The 18,933-nt window shown below is 54.1% G+C and carries 15 protein-coding genes; 6 read left to right on the forward strand and 9 right to left on the reverse strand.

Annotation, left to right across the window (positions count from 1 at the left end; translation table 11 throughout):
* Window positions 1-102: 102 nt before the first annotated feature.
* Together ACW9KT_RS15920 and ACW9KT_RS15925 are read right to left on the reverse strand one after the other, a co-directional pair.
* Entirely contained in the window at window positions 103-1,671 is a 1,569-nt protein-coding gene (locus ACW9KT_RS15920) for a RagB/SusD family nutrient uptake outer membrane protein (RefSeq protein WP_457082137.1), read from the reverse strand.
* A gap of 36 nt (window positions 1,672-1,707) precedes the next feature.
* On the reverse strand, window positions 1,708-4,827 hold the full coding sequence (locus ACW9KT_RS15925; RefSeq protein WP_457082139.1) for a SusC/RagA family TonB-linked outer membrane protein: 3,120 nt from the start codon (window positions 4,825-4,827) through the stop codon (window positions 1,708-1,710).
* A 736-nt stretch (window positions 4,828-5,563) separates the two neighbouring features.
* On the opposite strand from ACW9KT_RS15925, the gene galK reads away from it, so the two are divergent.
* From galK to ACW9KT_RS15940, 3 genes are all read left to right on the forward strand, one after another.
* A complete protein-coding gene (galK, locus tag ACW9KT_RS15930) occupies window positions 5,564-6,736 on the forward strand; it encodes a galactokinase (protein ID WP_457082141.1) in 1,173 nt (390 codons plus the stop codon).
* Window positions 6,737-6,826: 90 nt separating this feature from the next.
* Entirely contained in the window at window positions 6,827-7,873 is a 1,047-nt protein-coding gene (locus tag ACW9KT_RS15935; protein WP_457082142.1) for a UDP-glucose--hexose-1-phosphate uridylyltransferase, read from the forward strand.
* A 64-nt stretch (window positions 7,874-7,937) separates the two neighbouring features.
* A complete protein-coding gene (locus ACW9KT_RS15940) occupies window positions 7,938-8,666 on the forward strand; it encodes a hypothetical protein (RefSeq protein WP_457082144.1) in 729 nt (242 codons plus the stop codon).
* An 87-nt stretch (window positions 8,667-8,753) separates the two neighbouring features.
* On the opposite strand, the gene ACW9KT_RS15945 is transcribed toward ACW9KT_RS15940, so the two are convergent.
* Both ACW9KT_RS15945 and ACW9KT_RS15950 read right to left on the reverse strand, forming a co-directional pair.
* Window positions 8,754-9,878, reverse strand: coding sequence for a cellulase family glycosylhydrolase (locus ACW9KT_RS15945; RefSeq protein ID WP_457082146.1), 1,125 nt, complete (start codon window positions 9,876-9,878; stop codon window positions 8,754-8,756).
* Window positions 9,879-9,942: 64 nt separating this feature from the next.
* A complete protein-coding gene (locus ACW9KT_RS15950; RefSeq protein WP_457082148.1) occupies window positions 9,943-10,992 on the reverse strand; it encodes a glycoside hydrolase family 43 protein in 1,050 nt (349 codons plus the stop codon).
* Between the two features lie 338 nt (window positions 10,993-11,330).
* Here ACW9KT_RS15950 and ACW9KT_RS15955 point away from each other — a divergent pair, with 338 nt between their 5' ends.
* The 3 genes from ACW9KT_RS15955 (at window position 11,331) to ACW9KT_RS15965 (ending at window position 15,043) form a co-directional block, all read left to right on the forward strand.
* The gene (locus tag ACW9KT_RS15955; RefSeq protein WP_457082150.1) at window positions 11,331-12,443 is read left to right on the forward strand and encodes a glycoside hydrolase family 172 protein; all 1,113 of its coding nucleotides are present in this window, start codon (window positions 11,331-11,333) and stop codon (window positions 12,441-12,443) included.
* Between the two features lie 63 nt (window positions 12,444-12,506).
* Window positions 12,507-13,634, forward strand: a complete 1,128-nt coding sequence (locus ACW9KT_RS15960) for a glycoside hydrolase family 43 protein (RefSeq protein WP_457082152.1) — start codon at window positions 12,507-12,509, stop codon at window positions 13,632-13,634.
* A gap of 404 nt (window positions 13,635-14,038) precedes the next feature.
* Window positions 14,039-15,043, forward strand: a complete 1,005-nt coding sequence (locus ACW9KT_RS15965) for a LacI family DNA-binding transcriptional regulator (protein WP_457082154.1) — start codon at window positions 14,039-14,041, stop codon at window positions 15,041-15,043.
* Between the two features lie 86 nt (window positions 15,044-15,129).
* Here ACW9KT_RS15965 and prmA read toward each other — a convergent pair whose 3' ends face one another.
* The 5 genes from prmA to ACW9KT_RS15990 form a co-directional block, all read right to left on the reverse strand.
* The gene (prmA, locus tag ACW9KT_RS15970) at window positions 15,130-15,963 is read right to left on the reverse strand and encodes a 50S ribosomal protein L11 methyltransferase (RefSeq protein ID WP_457082478.1); all 834 of its coding nucleotides are present in this window, start codon (window positions 15,961-15,963) and stop codon (window positions 15,130-15,132) included.
* A gap of 93 nt (window positions 15,964-16,056) precedes the next feature.
* Window positions 16,057-16,449: a DUF6150 family protein gene (locus ACW9KT_RS15975; protein WP_457082156.1), complete on the reverse strand. Its 393-nt coding sequence runs from the start codon at window positions 16,447-16,449 to the stop codon at window positions 16,057-16,059.
* Window positions 16,450-16,508: 59 nt separating this feature from the next.
* The gene (gene tpiA, locus ACW9KT_RS15980) at window positions 16,509-17,273 is read right to left on the reverse strand and encodes a triose-phosphate isomerase (RefSeq protein ID WP_457082158.1); all 765 of its coding nucleotides are present in this window, start codon (window positions 17,271-17,273) and stop codon (window positions 16,509-16,511) included.
* 80 nt (window positions 17,274-17,353) lie between these two features.
* Window positions 17,354-18,139, reverse strand: coding sequence for a hypothetical protein (locus tag ACW9KT_RS15985; protein ID WP_457082160.1), 786 nt, complete (start codon window positions 18,137-18,139; stop codon window positions 17,354-17,356).
* A 309-nt stretch (window positions 18,140-18,448) separates the two neighbouring features.
* A complete protein-coding gene (locus tag ACW9KT_RS15990; RefSeq protein WP_457082162.1) occupies window positions 18,449-18,862 on the reverse strand; it encodes a DUF2251 domain-containing protein in 414 nt (137 codons plus the stop codon).
* Window positions 18,863-18,933: the final 71 nt, after the last annotated feature.

Raw genomic sequence — 18,933 nt, forward strand, 5'->3', positions numbered from 1 at the left:
CTGTTGCGCGGTGAACCAATTAGCAGGCCCGCCAACGTAACAGCCGCCCCGACCAGGGCCGGAGCGGCTGTTACGCAACAATTAACTAGGCTGACACTTAGCTTATTGCCATCCGGGGTTCTGCGTGAAGCGAGCTACGTCGACGTCCGTACGCGGGATAGGTATCAAGCGTGACTTATTTAGCTCGAAGCTGGTAAAATCGGGGTCGCGGGTTCTAGCAGCATTAAGCGCGGCAGTTTGGTCGATGCCGGGCTGCGGATCAACCACACCCCAGCGCTTCAAGTCAAACCAGCGCAGACCTTCACCCGTGAGTTCCGTTACTCGCTCATGCATGATGCGTGTACGCAAGCTGGCCTGCGTAAAGCTGCCTGCTACCAGTGGTGTCATGCCAGCCCGTGCCCGCACCCGATTGATAAGCGGAACAGCGGCGGCGGTCTGCCCTTGCTCGTTCAATGCTTCGGCTTGCAACAGCAGTACGTCGGCCAGGCGCATCACCCGGTGATTGATAGGTGAGTCGAAGTTTTCGAAATCCCGATAGTAATCGGTGGAGTATTTACGCCAGTAAATGCGCGAGTTGTTGGTGCTGCCGGGTGCGAAGCGGGTATTAAATGGCTCGCCATAAACCGTGGGCTCAGGGCCACGCGGAATGGTATTCGGCGTGAGCTGGGGATTATAAAACAGAGTAATACCCAACCGTGGGTCGCGGGTACCGGCGGCAGTAGCTTCGGTCAAGAACTCGTCGCGTACCCAAGGGCGCACTTCACCGTCGGTAAAGCCATCGCCGGGCACTCCCCAGAACTGCGAGCGTTGGCCACCTTCCGATGAGCTAGCGTCGTCGCCATCATTGCCCCCCAGGTTCACATCCGAGAAGCCAACTTCAAAGATTGATTCCGAATTGTACTCGGTAGTGTGCTTGAAGTTATCCTGATAATCAGCTACTAGGCTATAGCGCGTGTCGGCTATCACCTTCTGAAACTGAGTGGATGCCTCGGGCCAACGCCGGAGCTGCATGTACGCCTTGCCCAGCAAAGTAGCTGCCGCCGCGCGGGTCGCGCGGCCTACATCACTGCCGGTGTAAGAAACCTCTAAGTCAGGCTCAGCAGCCTGCAAATCGGCAATAACCTGGTCCCACACCTGAGCCTCCGTACCCTGCGCAGGCCGCGACGTTACCGTAGACGGCTCTAAGGCCAAGGGTACATTGCCATACAAAGACACCAGATTGTAGTAGTACAACGCCCGCAGAAATCTAGCTTCCGCAATCACGCGCTTTTTCAAGCCTTCGTTCATGGTGATGCCCGGCACCGACGCAATAACCTGGTTAGCCCGGTTGATAGCGCGGTAGTGGTCGCGCCAGATGTCGCGCGAGGGCTCGAAATCGTAGTTTACCTGCCGAAACTTGGTAAAGTCGGCCAGTTCGCCCCAAGGACTAGTGCTAAAGCCGTCATCGGAGCGCAAGTCTAAAGCAAAGTGAAGCCAGCGCCGGTAGGTACCGAGTTGCTGCAAGCCGCTGTATACGGCGTTTACGCCTTTAACCGCATCATCGCTGGTTTGCCAGAACGACTGGCTAGTGGCTATGTTAGGGTTATTCTGTTTGAGCAGATCTTTTTCGCAGGCCGTAGTCAGCAGCAAAGAGCCAGCCAGCGCGCAAAGTCCGAGTTTTGAAATATTCATGTCTGATCAGTTGAAAGTTGGAGGAAACGCCGGAGTCTAAAAGCCCAGCTGAATACCTGCGGTGAAGGTGCGCACGTTGGGGTAGCTGCCTTCATCGAGCCCGCGCGTAAGTACACCACCCGTTACACCACCGATAGTCTCGGGGTCGTAGCCGGTGTAGTCCGTTATCGTGAACACGTTTTGGCCTGTGATGTAAACCCGCAAGCTACCTATCCCTTTCACACGCTCCAGCATTGTCTTGGGAATCGTGTAACCAAGCTGTACGTTTTTCATACGCAGATACGATCCGCTTTCTAGCCAGCGGGTAGAAGCTGCCCGGCTATTGTTACGGGCCGATGGGCCTTCTTTCACTGGCCGAGGCGTGCTGTTGGAGGGGTTGGTTACAGTCCACGGATTCAAATCGCTCCGATAGGCACTGTTCTCATCTAGCCGGTCGGTCCAGAAGCGGGTGCCGTTCCATACGTCGTTGCCCGCAATGCCTTGGAAGAACACAGCCAGGTCAAACCCACCGTACCCTGAGGTAAGATTGATACCGTACTGGATTTTGGGAAAAGGGCTACCTGAATGAGCCCGGTCTGCTTCATTAATTACCCGGTCGCCATTCAGATCTTTATATCGTACGTCGCCGGGCTGAGCATCAGGCTGAGCACTGTTGGCAATGTTGTCGCCAGTCTGGAAAATGCCATCGAACTGATACAAGTAGAATGACCCAACTGGGTAGCCTACTTCCGTGCGAGTGATGCCTCCTTCAGGTCCAGCTACGAATACCTCGCCTGGCCTGGTCAGTTCCAGAACTTTGTTCTTCAGAGTGCTCAGATTGGCTTGAATTCCGTAGCGCAACTTGCTCCGGTTCTCGTTGTAACTAGCAATAAACTCGAAACCACGGTTCTCAATTTGGCCTAGGTTAACGTAAGGATTGATGCCAGCATTACCTAAGGATAAAGCAGGATCAGGGTTCACCAAGGCATCTTTCGTGCGCGATACGTAGTAATCGGCGGAGAACGTAAACCGGTCTTCCAGCATTCCTAAGTCAAAGCCAATGTTTGTAGTAGCTCGGGTTTCCCATTTAATACCAGTGCTAGCCAATTGGGTTTGAGAGTTGCCATTCAGCACCGTTTGTCCTGTTCCAAATGGATAGTTAACGTTGGGATTGATGAAACCCTGGTACAGGTAGTTACCAGGCAAGCCATCATTACCTAGTTGTCCGTAGCTACCCCGTACCTTCAGGTTGCTGATAGCTGTTATGCCATCAAAGAAAGCCTCCTCCGAAACGCGCCAGCCAACTGAGGCAGAGTAGAAGTTGCCATATAGATTTTCGGGGCTGAAACGGGAAGAACCGTCGCGACGGTAGGCACCCGTCAGCAAGTAGCGCTGGTCATAATCATAGGTTACCTGAGCAAAATAGGAGCGCTTGGTCCAGACATCAGTACTCCCGCTGACAGCTGGATTCTGTGAACCTGCATCCAATGACCAATAGTATGTTGGTCCCGTACCGTAACCCCGATTAACAGCGCGTGATATCTCGAATGTATTTTTTTGCTCCGAATAGCCCACTACACCCGTGAAGTTATTTTGACCAAAGCTTTTATCAAAGGTCAGGGTATTCTCAGCCATCAAAAACAACTCCGTTCCCCGGCCTTGATAAAAATAGGAAGGATTAAGCGGGTCGTTCTGGCGCTGCTGTCCATACCGGCGACGGTCCTCATCGCGGAAGGAGTGAAACTCTGTCGCCAGGTTGAGCCGGTAGCGCAGGAAGTCGAAAATTGTTAGTTCTCCATAAACATTGCCCTGCAAACGGTTAGAAAGCGAGGTGCTGCGCAGCAAGCTCTGCGAGGCAATAGGGTTAGTACCAAAGGTGGAATTATTGGAGTTACCAAAGGCAAACCCACCAGGATTAGCTGGATCCAAGACTGGTAGCGTCGGGGGCAGACGCACTACATCAATAAAGGGCAGGCGAACAGCATCCCCTCCCCCAGCGCCCGTATTAAAGGCGTTTACCCTTACTTGGTCGGCACGGGTGAGCAGAGCGTTCTGGCCAACACGTAAACGACCACGGTTGAAACCCGTGTTTATACGTAAGCTATACCGATCAAATTCTGGCCCTACAATAGTGCCTTTTTGTTTGAAGTAACCTGCTGAAATCAAGTAGTTCGACGATTCGCCACCACCCGAGAAGCCAAGGTTATAATCCTGAATGCTACCCGTTTGAAATAGCTCCTCCTGCCAGTCGGTATTTGTGCCTGTCAGCTGGTTGGACGAAGGCTGGCGTGGTAAGCCCGCATTCTCGTACGCTAAGTTGTTAATAGCTGCCCACTCTGGAGCTTCTAGGAAATCATAGCGCTTCGCTATGTTCTGTACACCGGCATAGGCATTGAAATTAATAGCCGGGGCACCTGTGCGACCTTTACGCGTAGTGATAATAATAACGCCGTTAGCACCGCGTGAACCATACGCGGCCAACGAAGCAGCATCTTTTAATACCTGCACCGATTCAGCATCGGCCGGATTGAAGTCACGCACGTTATCAGTCCACAGGCCGTCAATGATGTACAGCGGGCCACTGCTGGTACCACCCAGCGTGCCGATACCGCGCACGTTCACGTTAGATGCTTGGCCTGGCTGACCCGAACTCGTAACCGTTACGCCAGGCAGACGGCCCTGAATGGCTTCGTTCACGGTAGCTACTGGTGCCCGCCGAATATCCTCGGAGGAAACCGAAGCCACCGAGCCCGTCACATCCTGCCGATTCTGGGTGAGGTAACCTACCACGACCACTTCACTCAATGACTGAGCATCGGGAGTTAAAGGCACGTCAATGGTTGTACGACCTCCCACGGCTATTTCCCTAGAGGTGTAGCCTACATAGGAGATAACTAAAGTGGCATTGTCGGGAGCGGTGATGGTATAACGGCCATCTACATCAGTTTGGGTGCCGTTGGTGGTGCCTTTTACCACAACGTTCACGCCGGGCAGACCATCACCTCTTTCATCGGTAACACGGCCGGTAACGGTAATATCGGCCGCTTGCACCACTGCATAAGGCAGTGCGGCACGGACGCTGACAGCCACGTGAGCTTTGGCAGCTACCGTAAGCGGCAAGGAGCACATGAGCGCTGGAAGTGCTAGCCAACGCAGTTTGGGTACGGGCTTTTTCATATGAGAAGAATAATTGGTGGGAATTAAGGTGAAAGAGGCAGTGAATCGATGTTCAACAATTCAAGTTTACACACTCGGCGCAAACGTTTGCGGTTAAAGGCCTAAAAAAATCAGCAAACAGATAACGAAGTACTCTTCGGGCTGCGCTGACTAGCTATGGATCTTAAAAACAAAATCTGGGGCGAAGTATCCAGATACAAGCGGCTGTGTTTTCTTAAAAATTGAAATTATACACTGTAAGGATAAGAGGAAAAATACCTAATGTCAATTAAAATCATGCAATTTGCGCTGGGCCAGATGCCATTTCAGCAAAGTTTTGCTCAAAATTTCTGTATTCTAACAAGTAAAGTCGACTGTTCTGCATCTGCCTTTTTTGCTCTTACGTTTACATATATTCCGCAGTTAAGAAAGCTTATCTGAGAAAAAACGAACTGGACAAAAATGGATATTCCCTCAATACAACTCATCTTTTAAACTTTGACAAACAGATGATTACATCATTTACCCTGCGCTTTTTTCAACCAACTTAGCCTCAAAACATGCTTATGCTAAGCTGTACTGTTGCTTTTTTATACTGGTCAGTTGAAGGGCACCTAATGTTGCTTTTAAGGCAGATTTAGAGTTGGTATGTTAGCATTAAAGTTTCGCAATCGTTTGCGTATTTGTCGCTCAAGTTTCACCTTTATCACTTCGCTTTTCCTTTCTTATTTTCCGTCCATCCCTAGCCATTACTCTTATGATGTCTCAAGCCATAGTCGCCACATTTCAAACTCATTTTGGTTACGAGCCACTCGTTGTGCGTGCGCCCGGACGCGTCAATTTGATTGGGGAACACACTGATTATAATGGGGGATTTGTGCTGCCGGCGGCCGTGGACAAAGAGATTCACTTTGCGGTTGGGCTGAATGGGACTGATATGGCTAATCTTGTAGCGCATGATCTGGACAAAACCTACACGTTTTCGCTGGCAGAGGAAGTAACAAAAAGCGACATCCAGTGGGCGAACTACTTGAAGGGCGTGGTAGCGCAAATGCAGCGCAAGGGCCTCGCGGTACCGGGCTTCGACTGTGTGTTTGGGGGTGACATCCCAATTGGGGCGGGTATGTCGTCGTCGGCGGCGGTAGAGTGTGGGCTGGCTTTTGCCTTGAATAAGCTGCTGGGGGGCAAATTTGACCGCCTGGAAATGGCACATATGTCGCAGGCGGCGGAGCATGAATTTGCGGGCGTGAAAAGCGGCCTCATGGACCAGTTTGCCAGTTTGTATGGCCGCGCCGGGCACGTGGTGCGTCTGGATTGCCGCTCTTTGGACTACGAGTACTTCCCCTTCGACACGACGACGTACCGGCTAATCCTCTGCAACTCAGGCGTGAAGCACTCCCTGGCCAGCTCGGAGTATAACACTCGTCGTCAGGAGTGCGAACAGGGCGTGGCGCTGATCAAGCAATATTATCCAGCCGTGCACAGCCTACGGGATATCACGCTCACCATGTTGAAAGAGCACCAAACAGAACTAGGCGACCTGCTGTACCGCCGTTGCTCCTATGTAGTAGAGGAAAACCAGCGGGTAGAAGCGGCTTGCCTTCATTTGCTGGCGGGTGACATGCCCGCGTTTGGCCAAGAAATGTACGGCTCGCACGCCGGCCTCCGCGACAAATACGAAGTGAGTTGCAAAGAGCTGGACGTTCTAGTAGAGTTAGCCCAAGACGCTCCGGGCGTATTGGGCGCGCGCATGATGGGCGGCGGCTTCGGCGGTTGCACCATCAACTTAGTAGAAACCGCGCATGCCGAAGACTTCGTGGAGCGTATGACGGCAGGCTACAAGCAGCAGTTGGATTTGCCGCTCGAAACGTATCAGGTAGTTATAGTAGATGGCGTGGACCTAGTGAACGCCGTACCGGCAGGTAGCTAAAAATGCCCCCCAGCAGAAAGTATTCCCGCTGGGGCAACACTTGAGGCCCTATTCTGCTGCTTACTTGCTCACTCTTAATTTCTACTTGCTATGACATTTGATACTGCCGAACACTCCCACCGCCGCTATAACCCACTCACGGGCGAGTGGATACTGGTGTCGCCCCACCGCTCGAAGCGGCCCTGGCAGGGACAACAGGAGGAAACTCCCATTGACGAGCGGCCTACCTACGACCCTACGTGCTACCTGTGCCCTGGCAATACCCGCGCGGGCGGCGTCATTAACCCCCAGTACGACAGCACGTTCGTATTTGCCAACGACTTTGCAGCTCTGCAATCCGATGCGCCCACGGGCGAGGTAAGTGTGGGCGGTTTGCTGCGCGCTGAGGCCGAATCTGGGGTGGCGCGGGTTATTTGTTTTTCGCCCCGCCACGATCTGACTTTGCCCGAAATGGACGAGCCGGCCATCCGCACCGTGGTGGACTTGTGGGTGGAGCAATACCAGGAGTTGGGCGCGATGCCGGACATCAACTACGTGCAGATATTTGAGAACAAAGGCGCGATGATGGGCGCCAGCAACCCCCACCCCCACGGCCAGATCTGGGCCCAGCGCACCGTGCCCGCCGACCCGGCCAAGGAGACAGTGCAACAGGCCGCCTACTTCTCCGAGCACGGCCGCAGCTTGCTCAGCGCTTACCTGGAAGTAGAGCTACAGGAGAAAACCCGCGTGGTGCTCGAAAACGAGCATTTTGTGGTGCTAGTGCCGTTTTGGGCCGTGTGGCCCTACGAAACGCTGCTTGTATCGCGCCGCCACGTGACCAGCATCGAGCAGCTAACCAGTGAGGAGCGCGACGCCTTTGCCGCTATTTTGAAGCAACTCACGATTCGCTACGACAACCTGTTTCAGATTTCCTTTCCTTACTCCGCCGGCCTGCACCAGCGCCCCACCGACGGACAAGCACACGAAAGCTGGCACTTACATATGCACTTCTTCCCGCCGCTGCTGCGCTCGGCTACGGTGCGCAAATTCATGGTAGGCTACGAGCTGCTAGCAAACCCCCAGCGCGACGTGACACCCGAGTTTGCCGCTGAGCGCCTGCGTAGCTTGCCAGCTGTGCATTATAAACAGACTACATAAATAGTTTTATTCTAATCTCTACTTTAGCAGACAGTCCATATAGACTGTCTGCTATTTTTTTGTTATGCTCCACAGATCCTTATTGGTTATAGCCTTTATATTATCTACTAATTACTCTATCGCTCAACAAGTTAAAGTTGGCGTGTCCGCTGGCCTGGTGCGGAGCTTTGTGTATGTGCGAAACCATTCGACTAAAGGCGTACGTGATTATGTGTACGCGGAAGGTCAGTTGGGCTATATGCTCAATGCGAAGGCAGAACGAGCATTAACGCCCAAAACGTCTCTGGACGTAGGTCTGCGGTTCCTGCGCACCTCTACTTACTACGATGTTGCACTACTAGCCCCCGTGTTTAATCGGACACCGGCCTCTTTTGAGACTATTCATACCTGGCGAGCGGTCAGACACACCTATGCGTTGTCCACCGGCTTGTCGCGTGCCGTGTGGAAGCGCGGCAACAAAAAAGTACGGGTATTTGCCGGGTTCCTGGCCGGCTTGGAAACGCAGCGGTTGCAGCTCGATCGTACCGAGTTTACGTTCTATGACAACGCCGTCAGCAACATTGCCGTCGATTTTGATTACTCCGCCCAACAGCGCCCGGCCTGGCTTTGTGGGGCGGAAGCGGGGTTTGGCCTGCGCCTCTTCGATGGGGTGGATCTGAATCTGCGCTATAACTACGACTTCACCAAGACGCCTACCATCACTTACAACTCGGTGATTACGTACGATGGGGCCGCTGACAGTCCGCGGCAGTCAGTCGGTCGCATTCGGGGACGGCCTACGTGCGCTGGGTGAGTTGGTGGTCTGGTTTAACTAGCCATCTTCTTTATCGTATGAAAAAGCCCCCCAGAGGTTTCCAGGTGGGCTTTTTTGCGACCTAACTTACTTCAGCACCGCTTTGATAGCTGCGTCCGGGGCGTCGTTGTTTAGTCGTTTGATGAGGTCCGTTTCATCCTGGCGGTAGGGCGTGCCGTCCTTGCGGAACACTTCGTGGAACCACTCGATAGGCTCGCTGCCGTCGGCTAGAGGCGTTTCCCACTGGTACTTAGTATTGGTTTTGCCCTCGACGAGGCCCCAGTTGATGGCCCCTACATTTTGCTTTCGCAGCAGGGGCATAATGTTGGCGAACCGGCTGTTCCGAATACGAGCCATGTACTCGGTGCAGATAAGAGGGCGGCCGTGAGTTTCGAGCACCTCAATAATCCGCTGGTGGGCGGCCGGGTCGTCGTAGGAGTGGTAGGTGATGATGTCGGAGTTGAGGGCTTGAAACGTGTTCAAATCTTCGAAATCCCAGGCCCAGATGCCCACGCTGAGCGGCTGCGTGGGATTGACGGCGCGGGCCCAGCTAAATACGTTGCGCACCAGCGGCAGAGAAGTTTCGCGCTTGCCACTGTTGCCGGGCTCATTGTATAAGTCCCAGAGCAAGATGCGTTTGTCGTTTTTGAAGTGCGTCATTACGTCGGTCACGTACTTCTGGAGAGCCGGAAATTGTGTGGAGTCTTTGGAGGCGGGGTCGCCGGGGTCTTGCACCCAACCGGAGTTGTGAACGCCGGGCTTGGGCGCGGGCTGAGGGCCGGCTTTGTAATCCTTGTTCCAGCAGTCGTCGAAGAACACAAACATTGTCTGGATCTTGTGCTTGTCGGCAATATCGAGGTACTGGCTCATGCGCTGCTTGAAGCCCTGTGGGTCCTGCTCCCAGGCTAAGTGGTGCAAGAACACGCGCATGGTATTGAAGCCAATTCCTTCGGCGTAGCCCAATTCTTTATCAATGGTAGCGGGGTCAAAAGTGGCGGCCTGCCACATTTCGAGCTGATTGATAGCCGTGCTGGGCGTAAAATTGGCCCCCGACATCCAGTCGTGCGCTTTGTACCAAGCATTGGCTTTCTCAACTGACCAACGCTGCCCTACTGCGGCCGTGGTTTTGGAGGCTTTGGCTTTGCGGTTTTGCGCGTGCACGCCCGGCCCGGCGAGCAGCAATGACAGGAGAAGTACGAGTAAATTTTTCATGCAGGAAGTAGTGGGAAAGTCTGATTAGGTAGGCGTTGTGGCGTGAAAGGCAATAGCTTAAAGCTCATTCGCCCGAAGGCCGCGGCAAAGGCGTGCCGGTCGAAACAGGCTGGCCGAAATTAGGCGTGCCATCGGCGTTCCAAGTAAACTTCTGAGCGCGGGGCGTGCGAAAACGGCCGCAGCCCTGGCCCGGCTGGTCGTTGGCGTGGTAAAGAATCCAGTCTTCGGTGCCGTCCGGCGACTTGAAGAAACTGTTGTGGCCGGGTGCGTACACGCCGGCGGCGGGTGCCTGTTGAAAGACAGGCACGGTGGTTTTGGTCCAAGAGCCAGGCTTGAGCAAGTCGCTGGTGGCCGAGGCGCTAAGCATGCCTAAGGCGTAATTGTCGGTCCAGCAGCCGCTGGCAGAGTAAATGAGGTGCAGCTTGTCGCCGTGGCGCAAGATCTGGGGGCCTTCGTTCACGTCGATGTGGGGCGGATCGTCGGGGTTATTGATAGCGCCGTTGCGCTCCCAGGCAAACACTGGCGTGGAGAGCTTGTGCCGCTCGCCCTCGATGGTCCAAGGGTTTTTCATCTTGGCGATGTAAATTTCCTGGCGGCCGTTTACGTCCCCCTCCCACCCCGACCACACAAAGTACAGCTGCCCTTCGTGGTCGAAAACGGACCCGTCGATGGCCCATTTGTCGGTGGGGTCCGTGATTTTGCCTTTATCTACCCAAGTGCCCTGCATGGGGTCGGGCGAAGAATTTTCCAGCACCCAGAGGCGGTGGGTTTGGTTGGTACCGGCATCGGCGGCGTAGTAGAGGTACCATTTGCCCCCCAGAAAATGTAGCTCCGGCGCCCAGATATCCTTGGAGTTGGGCCCGGTGGCGGGGGGCGTCCAAACCACCTTCTGGGGGGCATTTTTCAGCTGGCTGAGCGACTTGGTTTTCCAGAGGGTGATGTTGCGGCCAGTCGTGTTGGTGTAGTAATAATAGCCGTCTTTGTAGATGCTCCAGGGGTCGGCGCCGGCTGGTAAAAGCGGGTTGGTAAAGGTAGCAGCGGAGGTAGCCGGCTGCGCCCAAGCGGCTGGAGTTAAGCTCAACCCTAATAGCAAAAACAGAAGTAATCTTTTCATTCTCAACGCATTATTGTACAGCATAAAAAGCCCTCAGCACCTCCAGCGACTCAAAATGGACGCTTCATTGAGTGGGCCACGAGGCAGCACTCGTAACTGGTAAACTTCCAAGCTGGCTAGTTCTAGCATTACCCAATTTCATGAACTATAGGCAACAGCGAGTAGTAAGTTGCCCAGATAAGTTTGGACCAGTAGTAGGGTCAATCTAAGGCAGATTATTATATTGTGCAAACGTTTGCGTTCTAACGCTCTGCTTCGCCCACGATGCTGCGGACCGTTTTTTCTATCATAACCCCTTGGTACTTATGCTAAGAAACGCTCTACTCCTTCTCCTTCTTTTGGGAAGTTCTTGGCCGGCTTTCGCGCAGAAAGCGACCTTTAACGGCCTGGGCTCTGAGCTGGGCAATCTGTACCGCTTATCCGACGCCCAAACCCGCTCCATTAGTCCCGAAAACTTCAACGGCGCCAAGGGTAAAGGTGGCATGGCTACCGAAGGCACCGGCAAAAATGCCTCCCGTGACCTGGGCCAAGGCTGGAAAGTAAGTCCCAGCGTCATCATCAAAGCTGGCCAGACCATCACCGTGGCAGAAATCAATGGCTCGGGTGCCATTCAGCACATTTGGATGACGCCGACCGGGCTGTGGCGCTTTGCCATTCTGCGCATGTATTGGGACGACGAGAAAGAGCCGTCGGTGGAAGTGCCCGTGGGCGACTTTTTCGGGCAGGGCTGGGGACAGGCGGCCATGCTCAACTCCATTCCGGTGGTTGTGAATCCGGGCAGTGCCTTCAATTCCTACTGGCTGATGCCGTTCCGCAAAAAGTGTCGCATCACGATGGAGAATATCGACGAGAAAGAAATGGTGCTATACTACCAGATAGACTATACGCTCACCGACGTACCCAACGATGCCGCCTACTTTCACGCCCAGTTCAGGCGCCAAAATCCGACGCAGTATAAAGTACCTTACACCATTCTGGATGGAATAAAGGGCCGCGGGCACTACGTGGGCACCTACATGGCTTGGGGCGTAAACAGCAACGACTGGTGGGGCGAAGGCGAAATTAAGTTCTATATGGATGGCGACAAGGACTTCGCAACTATCGTCGGCACGGGCACGGAGGACTACTTTTTAGGCTCCTACAACTTTGAGAACAAGAAAACCAAGCAGTACCAGGAGTACACTACGCCTTATGTAGGGCTGCACCAAGTAATCAGGCCCGATGGGCTCTACCAGGCCAATCAGCGGTTTGGCATGTACCGCTGGCACATCCCGGACCCAATCCGCTTTCAACAGGACTTACGCATTACTATTCAGGCTTTAGGCTGGCGCTACAATGGCCGGTACCTGCCTTTGCAGGATGACGTGGCCTCGACGGCTTTTTGGTACCAGACCGAGCCGCACGCGCCTTTCCCCAAGCTGCCCAGCAAGGACGACTTAGAAACCAAATAACGCTCAGCTGAGCACCGTCTCGCTCCCTCCTCCATTCGTTCACCCATCATTTTTGCCCCCAGCATGTCCCTCCCCCACTCTTCCCGCCGCGACTTTCTCCAACGAGCTACGCTTGGCGTAGGTGCGCTGGCCTTCTTGCCTTACTGTACTTCGCGCAACAACGAAACCACCGATTCCAAAACTGATACGGCTGCTACGGGCGACGCTGCCACCTACACCAACCCAGTGTATGCCGGCCAGTTTCCTGATCCGTTTGTACTGCGGCACGAGGGCACTTACTACGCCTTCGCCACCACTGGTCAGAGCCAGAAAAAAGATGGACGCATCTTCTCGATTTTAACGTCTAAAAACCTTTACGACTGGGAGGAAGTAGGCGGCGCCCTTACACCTCCTAGCGGCAGCGAAGGAGCCGATTTTTGGGCCCCGGAAGTGGTATTCGTGAATGGCAAATTTTACATGTATTACTCCAGAGGTGGGGGCGCTATCAATGCTAATGTGGGCCACCGCCTGCATGTAGCTACCAGCGATAAACCAGCCGGTCCTTACCAGGAAGTAGCTCTGCTAGATGTGCCCGAAAGCAAGTTTACTATCGACGCTCATCCTTTTCAGGACACCGACGGGCAGTGGTACCTGTTCTACGCCCGGGACTTCATCGACTCGAACGACGGCTACTACCCCGGCACAGGCCTCGTGGTAGATAAGCTCATCGATATGACCAAGCTGGGCAACCAGAGCCGCACCGTAATGCGGGCCCGCCATCCCTGGACGTTGTTTGAGGCCAACCGCCGCATGCCCATTTATAACAACCAGGTGTTTGCCCAATGGCACACCTTGGAAGGGCCGTTTATGCGCAAGCACGAAGGCAAATACTACTGCTTCTACAGCGGCGCCAACTTCCTAACCGACCGCTACGGCGTCGATTTTGTGGTGGCCGATTCCATCTTTGGTCCCTACTCCGATGCTGGCGCCGAGAAAGGTGCCCGCGTGCTGCACTCAGTGCCGGGCAAGGTACGCGGCCCCGGTCACCACTCCCACGCCATGAGCCCCGATGGCAAGACCGAAGTGCTGGTGTATCACGCCTGGGATGAAGCCATGAAAGAGCGGCAGCTCTGCATCGACCCACTTGCCTGGACACCCGAAGGTCCTCGCTGCCAAGGACCTACCTATACCCCCCAGCCCCGCCTGACTTAGAAGTGTCCTAAAAAGTCCCTCAGGGCTTGAAAAGACCGTCATGCAGAGCGGAGCGAAGCATCTCGCTCATGGTCGTTGAGTTAGTGTTCCAGCATCAGCACGCGAGATGCTTCGCTCCGCTCTGCATGACGGTCTGGGGTGATGTGGACCTGGCGTCAGGTCAATCGAACATGATATAGCACAGACTTCGAGAAACATCTATTTGTCAGCCTTCACAACAAGGAAAACACTCTTGCTCCCTCTTTCAACGCTGATACTTGACCGGACATTATCGAAGGCAAGAAGTAAGGTTGAGTTTGCGTAGATTGCATGATATTTTGCGCAGGTTTTGCGCGATTATTTGCGTTGATTTATCACGTTTAAAAACTACTGCCTTGGCCAGCAAGCGCGCTTCCATCTCGGACATGGCAAAAGAGCTGAATGTCTCAGTCTCGACCATTTCGCGGGCGTTAAGTAATCATTCCAGCATCAGTGAGCCTACCAAGAAACGGGTTTGGAAGCTGGCGCAGGAGCTAAATTACCAGCCCAACCACCTGGCCGCAGCTTTGCGCAAGGGGCGCAGCAACCTGCTGGGCGTGATGGTACCCCACATCGATGGTCACTTTTTCTCCTCGGTCATGCACGGCATTGAGACGGTGGCCAGCAAGGCGGGCTTCAACGTGCTTATTTGCCAATCAAACGAGGATGTGGCCCACGAACGTAAAAACATCGACACGCTGATAAATGCGCAGGTTGAAGGCATTCTGGTGTCCCTGGCGCGCACCACCCGCGACTTCAAGCACTTCGAGAAGGTGCGTAAGCGGGAGATTCCGCTGGTGTTTTTCGATCGGGTTTTAGAGGGGCAGGACGTGAATGCCGTAGTGCTCGACGACCGGGAAGGCGGCTACCTCACCACCAAGCATCTTATTGAGCAGGGCTGCCGACGTATCGCCCACTTTGCTGGCCCGCAACACTTGAACATCTACAAACACCGGCGCCAGGGCTACTTTGATGCCTTGCGTGAGCACGATTTGCCCATTGATGAGAACCTGATCTTTTACTGCGACATGACTATTGAAGATGGCATTGCCGGCATGGAGCAACTCTTGCAGCTGCCTGAGCTACCCGACGCTGTTTTTTCCGCTAGTGACTTTTCCATTGTGGGCGCAATGCAAGTACTCAAAGCGCACCATTTGCGCGTGCCTCAGGATATGGCGTTGGTGGGCTTCAGCAATGAATCGTTCACCTTCCTGACGGAGCCCATGCTCACCTCCGTCGATCAGCGGTGCGAGCAGATGGGCCAGTCGGCGGTGCGCTTGTTTCTGGAGATGCTGGAAGAGAAAAGCAGCAAGTTCTCCCCGCGCCGCATCGTACTCCAGCCCGACCTAATTATTCGGGATTCCTCGATCAGGGAGAAAGTCAATGTGTAAGTTAGCCATAACATTTCAACCAAAAAGAGCCCCCCAGAGTAGTTCTGGGGGGCTCTTTTTGGTTGAAATACTCGATTAGTTGATATCTACACGGTTTTGGTGAATACGGCAGACACCCAATTATTTTTGGTGATGTGAGATTGGAAAACCAGCTTGTGCTTCTTGGCTTCTTCCTCAATTAGGGCCAGATCTTCCTCATAAAAACCACTGAAAAGAATGGGGCCGCCGGTGGGCAACAGGGCTGCGTAGGCGTACATATCTTCCAGTAGCACGTTGCGGTTGATGTTGGCTAGAATCAGGTCGAAAGGCGCTTCACCTTGCAGAACTTCCACGCCACCCAGGCGGCATTCGATGTTGGTGCAGTGGTTTTCGGCGGCGTTGTCGGCGGCATTTTCTACGGTCCAGGGCTCTACATCGACGGCCAGCACCTCACGGGCGCCTAGCTGAGCGGCCATAATGGCCAAGATGCCCGTGCCGCAGCCCATGTCCAGCACACGCTTACCAACGTGGTCTACGCCGAGCTGATTCTGAATCATTAGAGCCGTGGTTTCGTGGTGGCCGGTGCCAAAGGACATACGCGGCATGATTACGATGTCGTACTCAATGGGCTCAGGCTTGGGGTGAAATGGCGCCCGCACCGATACTTTTTCGGCAATGATGAGGGGCTGGAAGTTCTTCTCCCACTCCTCATTCCAGTTCTGGCGCGTAATGATGCGGTGACTATAGTCGAGCGTACCGATACCGGAGTAGCGCGCCATTACTTCAGCTACGGCGTCTTGGTTGAAGTCGCCTTCGCCGATGTAAGCGCAAAAGCCTTCATCATTGTCCTCAAAGGTATCGTAGCCTACTTCAGCCAACTCGGCTACCAGAATATCGGCCAACTCGCGCGGGGCCACTACGCGCACTTCCACAAAATCCATACGGGTCAAAGAATCAAAGACGAAAAAGCCGCCTCAAGGCGGGGCGGCAAAGTTCAGCGGAAAAAATGGATGTTACGCCACCCCAAGCCGAGCTTACTGCTTGCGGCAGCCGGCGTACGAGCGTACGTCGGTGTAGTGAATGCTAAAGTCGGCCAAGTTGCGGTTGTCGGTTACGAAGAGAGAGTAATCGGCAAAGTCGCGGGCCATAGTGAAGTACCAGAAGCCGGCTTTGTCGGCAAAAAGCTTGTTTGACTCTTTGAATACCAGCAAGTCGGCGTAGCCTTCTTCGGGCTCTAAGTAAATAGTAGCAAAGCAGTTACTGCGCCGGCGCGGGTCGGTTTCGAGATAGATGCTGCCGTAGATGCGGCAGGCCTCGACGGAATGAATTACGCGGGGGCTTGACGCAGGAGCCGGCGCAGGCTGGGGGGCAAAATTTGCCCCCCAACCCAGCGTCAGCCAACTAAAAAGCAGCAGAGAAAACACCATTATTGCTTAGTTAGAATACATCTGTTTGCTTGACAAACTTATAGCCAACTTTGGTTCAGCTAGAATGACTTGATAATCTCCGTAAAGTCGCGGGACTTGAGCGAGGCGCCACCAATGAGGCCGCCGTCTACGTCGGGCTGGGAGAATAGCTCGCGGGCGTTCTGAGCATTGGCCGAGCCACCATAGAGAATGGTGGTATCGAGAGCGGCTTTGGCGTCGTAGGCGCGGGCAATCTGCTCGCGGATAAAGGCGTGCACCTCCTGGGCCTGCTGGCTGGTAGCGGTTTTGCCTGTGCCAATGGCCCAAATGGGCTCGTAGGCAATCACTACCTGCTCAAACTCTTCATTGGAGAGGTGAAACAAGCCGTTTTTAAGCTGCTTGCCAATAAAGTCGTTGGTTTCGTTCATCTCCCGCGTTTCCAGACTTTCGCCCACGCAGAAAATAGGCTTCAGGCCTGCGGCCAGCGCAGCTTTCAGCTTCTGGCTCAGCAGCTCGTCGTCTTCCCGGAAATACTGACGCCGCTCGGAGTGACCCAGAATCACGTATTCGCAACCCACAGAAGCGAGCATTTTGGCCGATACCTCGCCAGTATAAGCGCCGCTTTCTTTCTGATGGCAGTTTTGGGCGCCGAGGTGAAAGTTGCTAGCGGGTGGCAACTGGCGGCCGATAGCCGATAGAAAGGGCGCTGGGGGACAAATCACGACTTGAACTGCCGTGTCGGTCACCTCGTCGGCTACCATGTTTGTGATTTCCGATACCAGGGACAGTCCGTCCTGATAAGTCATGTTCATTTTCCAGTTGCCGGCAACGAGGTTTTGGCGCATAAGCGAAAGGTAAGTGGATGGGAGAATGGATGGAGCCGCAAGTTAGGCGGAGTATCGGCAATGGCTACCAGTGTGAGTTACTAAGTGCGGCTACGTGACAGAAAAATGCCCCCCAGCCCCACTATTACCGCCCCAATCAGAGCCGCCCAGCCCAGCTCGGGGTACGTAGTGCGCTGCGATACCCAGATAGCTACCAGCGCCCAGGCCAGCACCAGCGGGTACACACTTTCGCGAAAAGCTGAGCTGATGAGCAGGCCCAGCGCTACCACCACTGCCAGCAGGCCAAAGGCGAGCAGCACACTCATGTTGAGCGCCGGTTGCCAGCCCGCTTCGCCCAATCCGAGGGTGATATTGATGGCCGAAGCCACCGAAATCCAGCCTAGATACAAGGCAAAAGGCACACTCACCCAACGGGGCGCGTCATCGGCTAGCACCTGCTTACGAGCCCGACCATAAATAATAATCAGCGCGCCTAGAATGATAAGCATGGTGAGCACGCTAAGGCCAATCAGCTCGTAGGCAAAGAGCACCACCCAAGCGGCCGTAGCCAAACTAGCCACTGTGAGCGGAACGGCTACGGTATCGGGCAGCAGATTGTAGCGTTGCGCGGGTAGCAATTGCCAGACGGCATAAATGGTGAGCGCCAGAAAAATTACCCCCCAGATGCTGAAAGCGTAGCCCGCCGGGGTGATTATGGTGGGGTATTGGGCCGACACCGCACCCATGGTTTGTCCATTGAACGGATACGCTTGGCTGTAATAATTGAGCCCGATGTTGCCCAGGATACTCAGGGCCGCGAGCCAGCGCCAAACTCGCGCGGCCGTAACGGGAGCCGTCGGCGAGACGAATGAAGCAGTACTTGTCATGTGCGTGAAAGAGGAGATGTGCAGGCTATACAGTTTTTCTTATGAAGGTGTTGGCGAGGGTATTGAGACGGCACCAGTTACTTCATCTTTGCTATGACTAAGACACTGGATTCTTGTTCAATATACTTATTGCTAATTATTTGCATCTAGTCGGGGCGGTGGTTTATTTCCTGTCATCCTGAGGCCCGAAGGACCTTTCCACATGAGCACGAGCCTTTAGAATAATGGTCGTTCAGGTGTGAGAAGGTCTTTCCTTTGTCAGGATGACTGACCATTGTTGTGTTAATGGCAATAGTTGTCCCCGGCTACTCAAGCGGCGAAGTATTTATCGACCAACTCATCCGTTAGCTCCCGCGAGCCTAGCTGCCCATTTTGGGCGGGTGGAAAAGCGTTGCGGCAGAACCCAGCCTGGCGCTGGAAGTCATACAGCGCGTGACTGGCGCCGTTGATGAGCAGCACAGCCGTATTCTGCGCTTCATCCCAGAAGATTTGAGCAGTTATGGGCACTTCCCGATCTTCGATATCAGCGACGTTATAGACGTGAAGCGCATCCAGCAGTTCCAATTCATTGCCATTCTGCAAAGCGTAGAGGTAGCCAGTAGTACCATCATCTTCGAACAGAACCTGAAACTCGTTATTGGCCGCCGCGCTGCTTATCAAGCGGTTTTTCTCGCCCGGCTCTGGTTCACCTACCCGGAATTTTTCTTCGACGCTTAAGATCATAGCAGCAATAAAAAAGGAGCCGCTATCTAGCGGCTCCTTCGTTTTACGATAAACTCAACTGCGTGGTGACG

The organism is Hymenobacter sp. HD11105 (assembly GCF_054051685.1).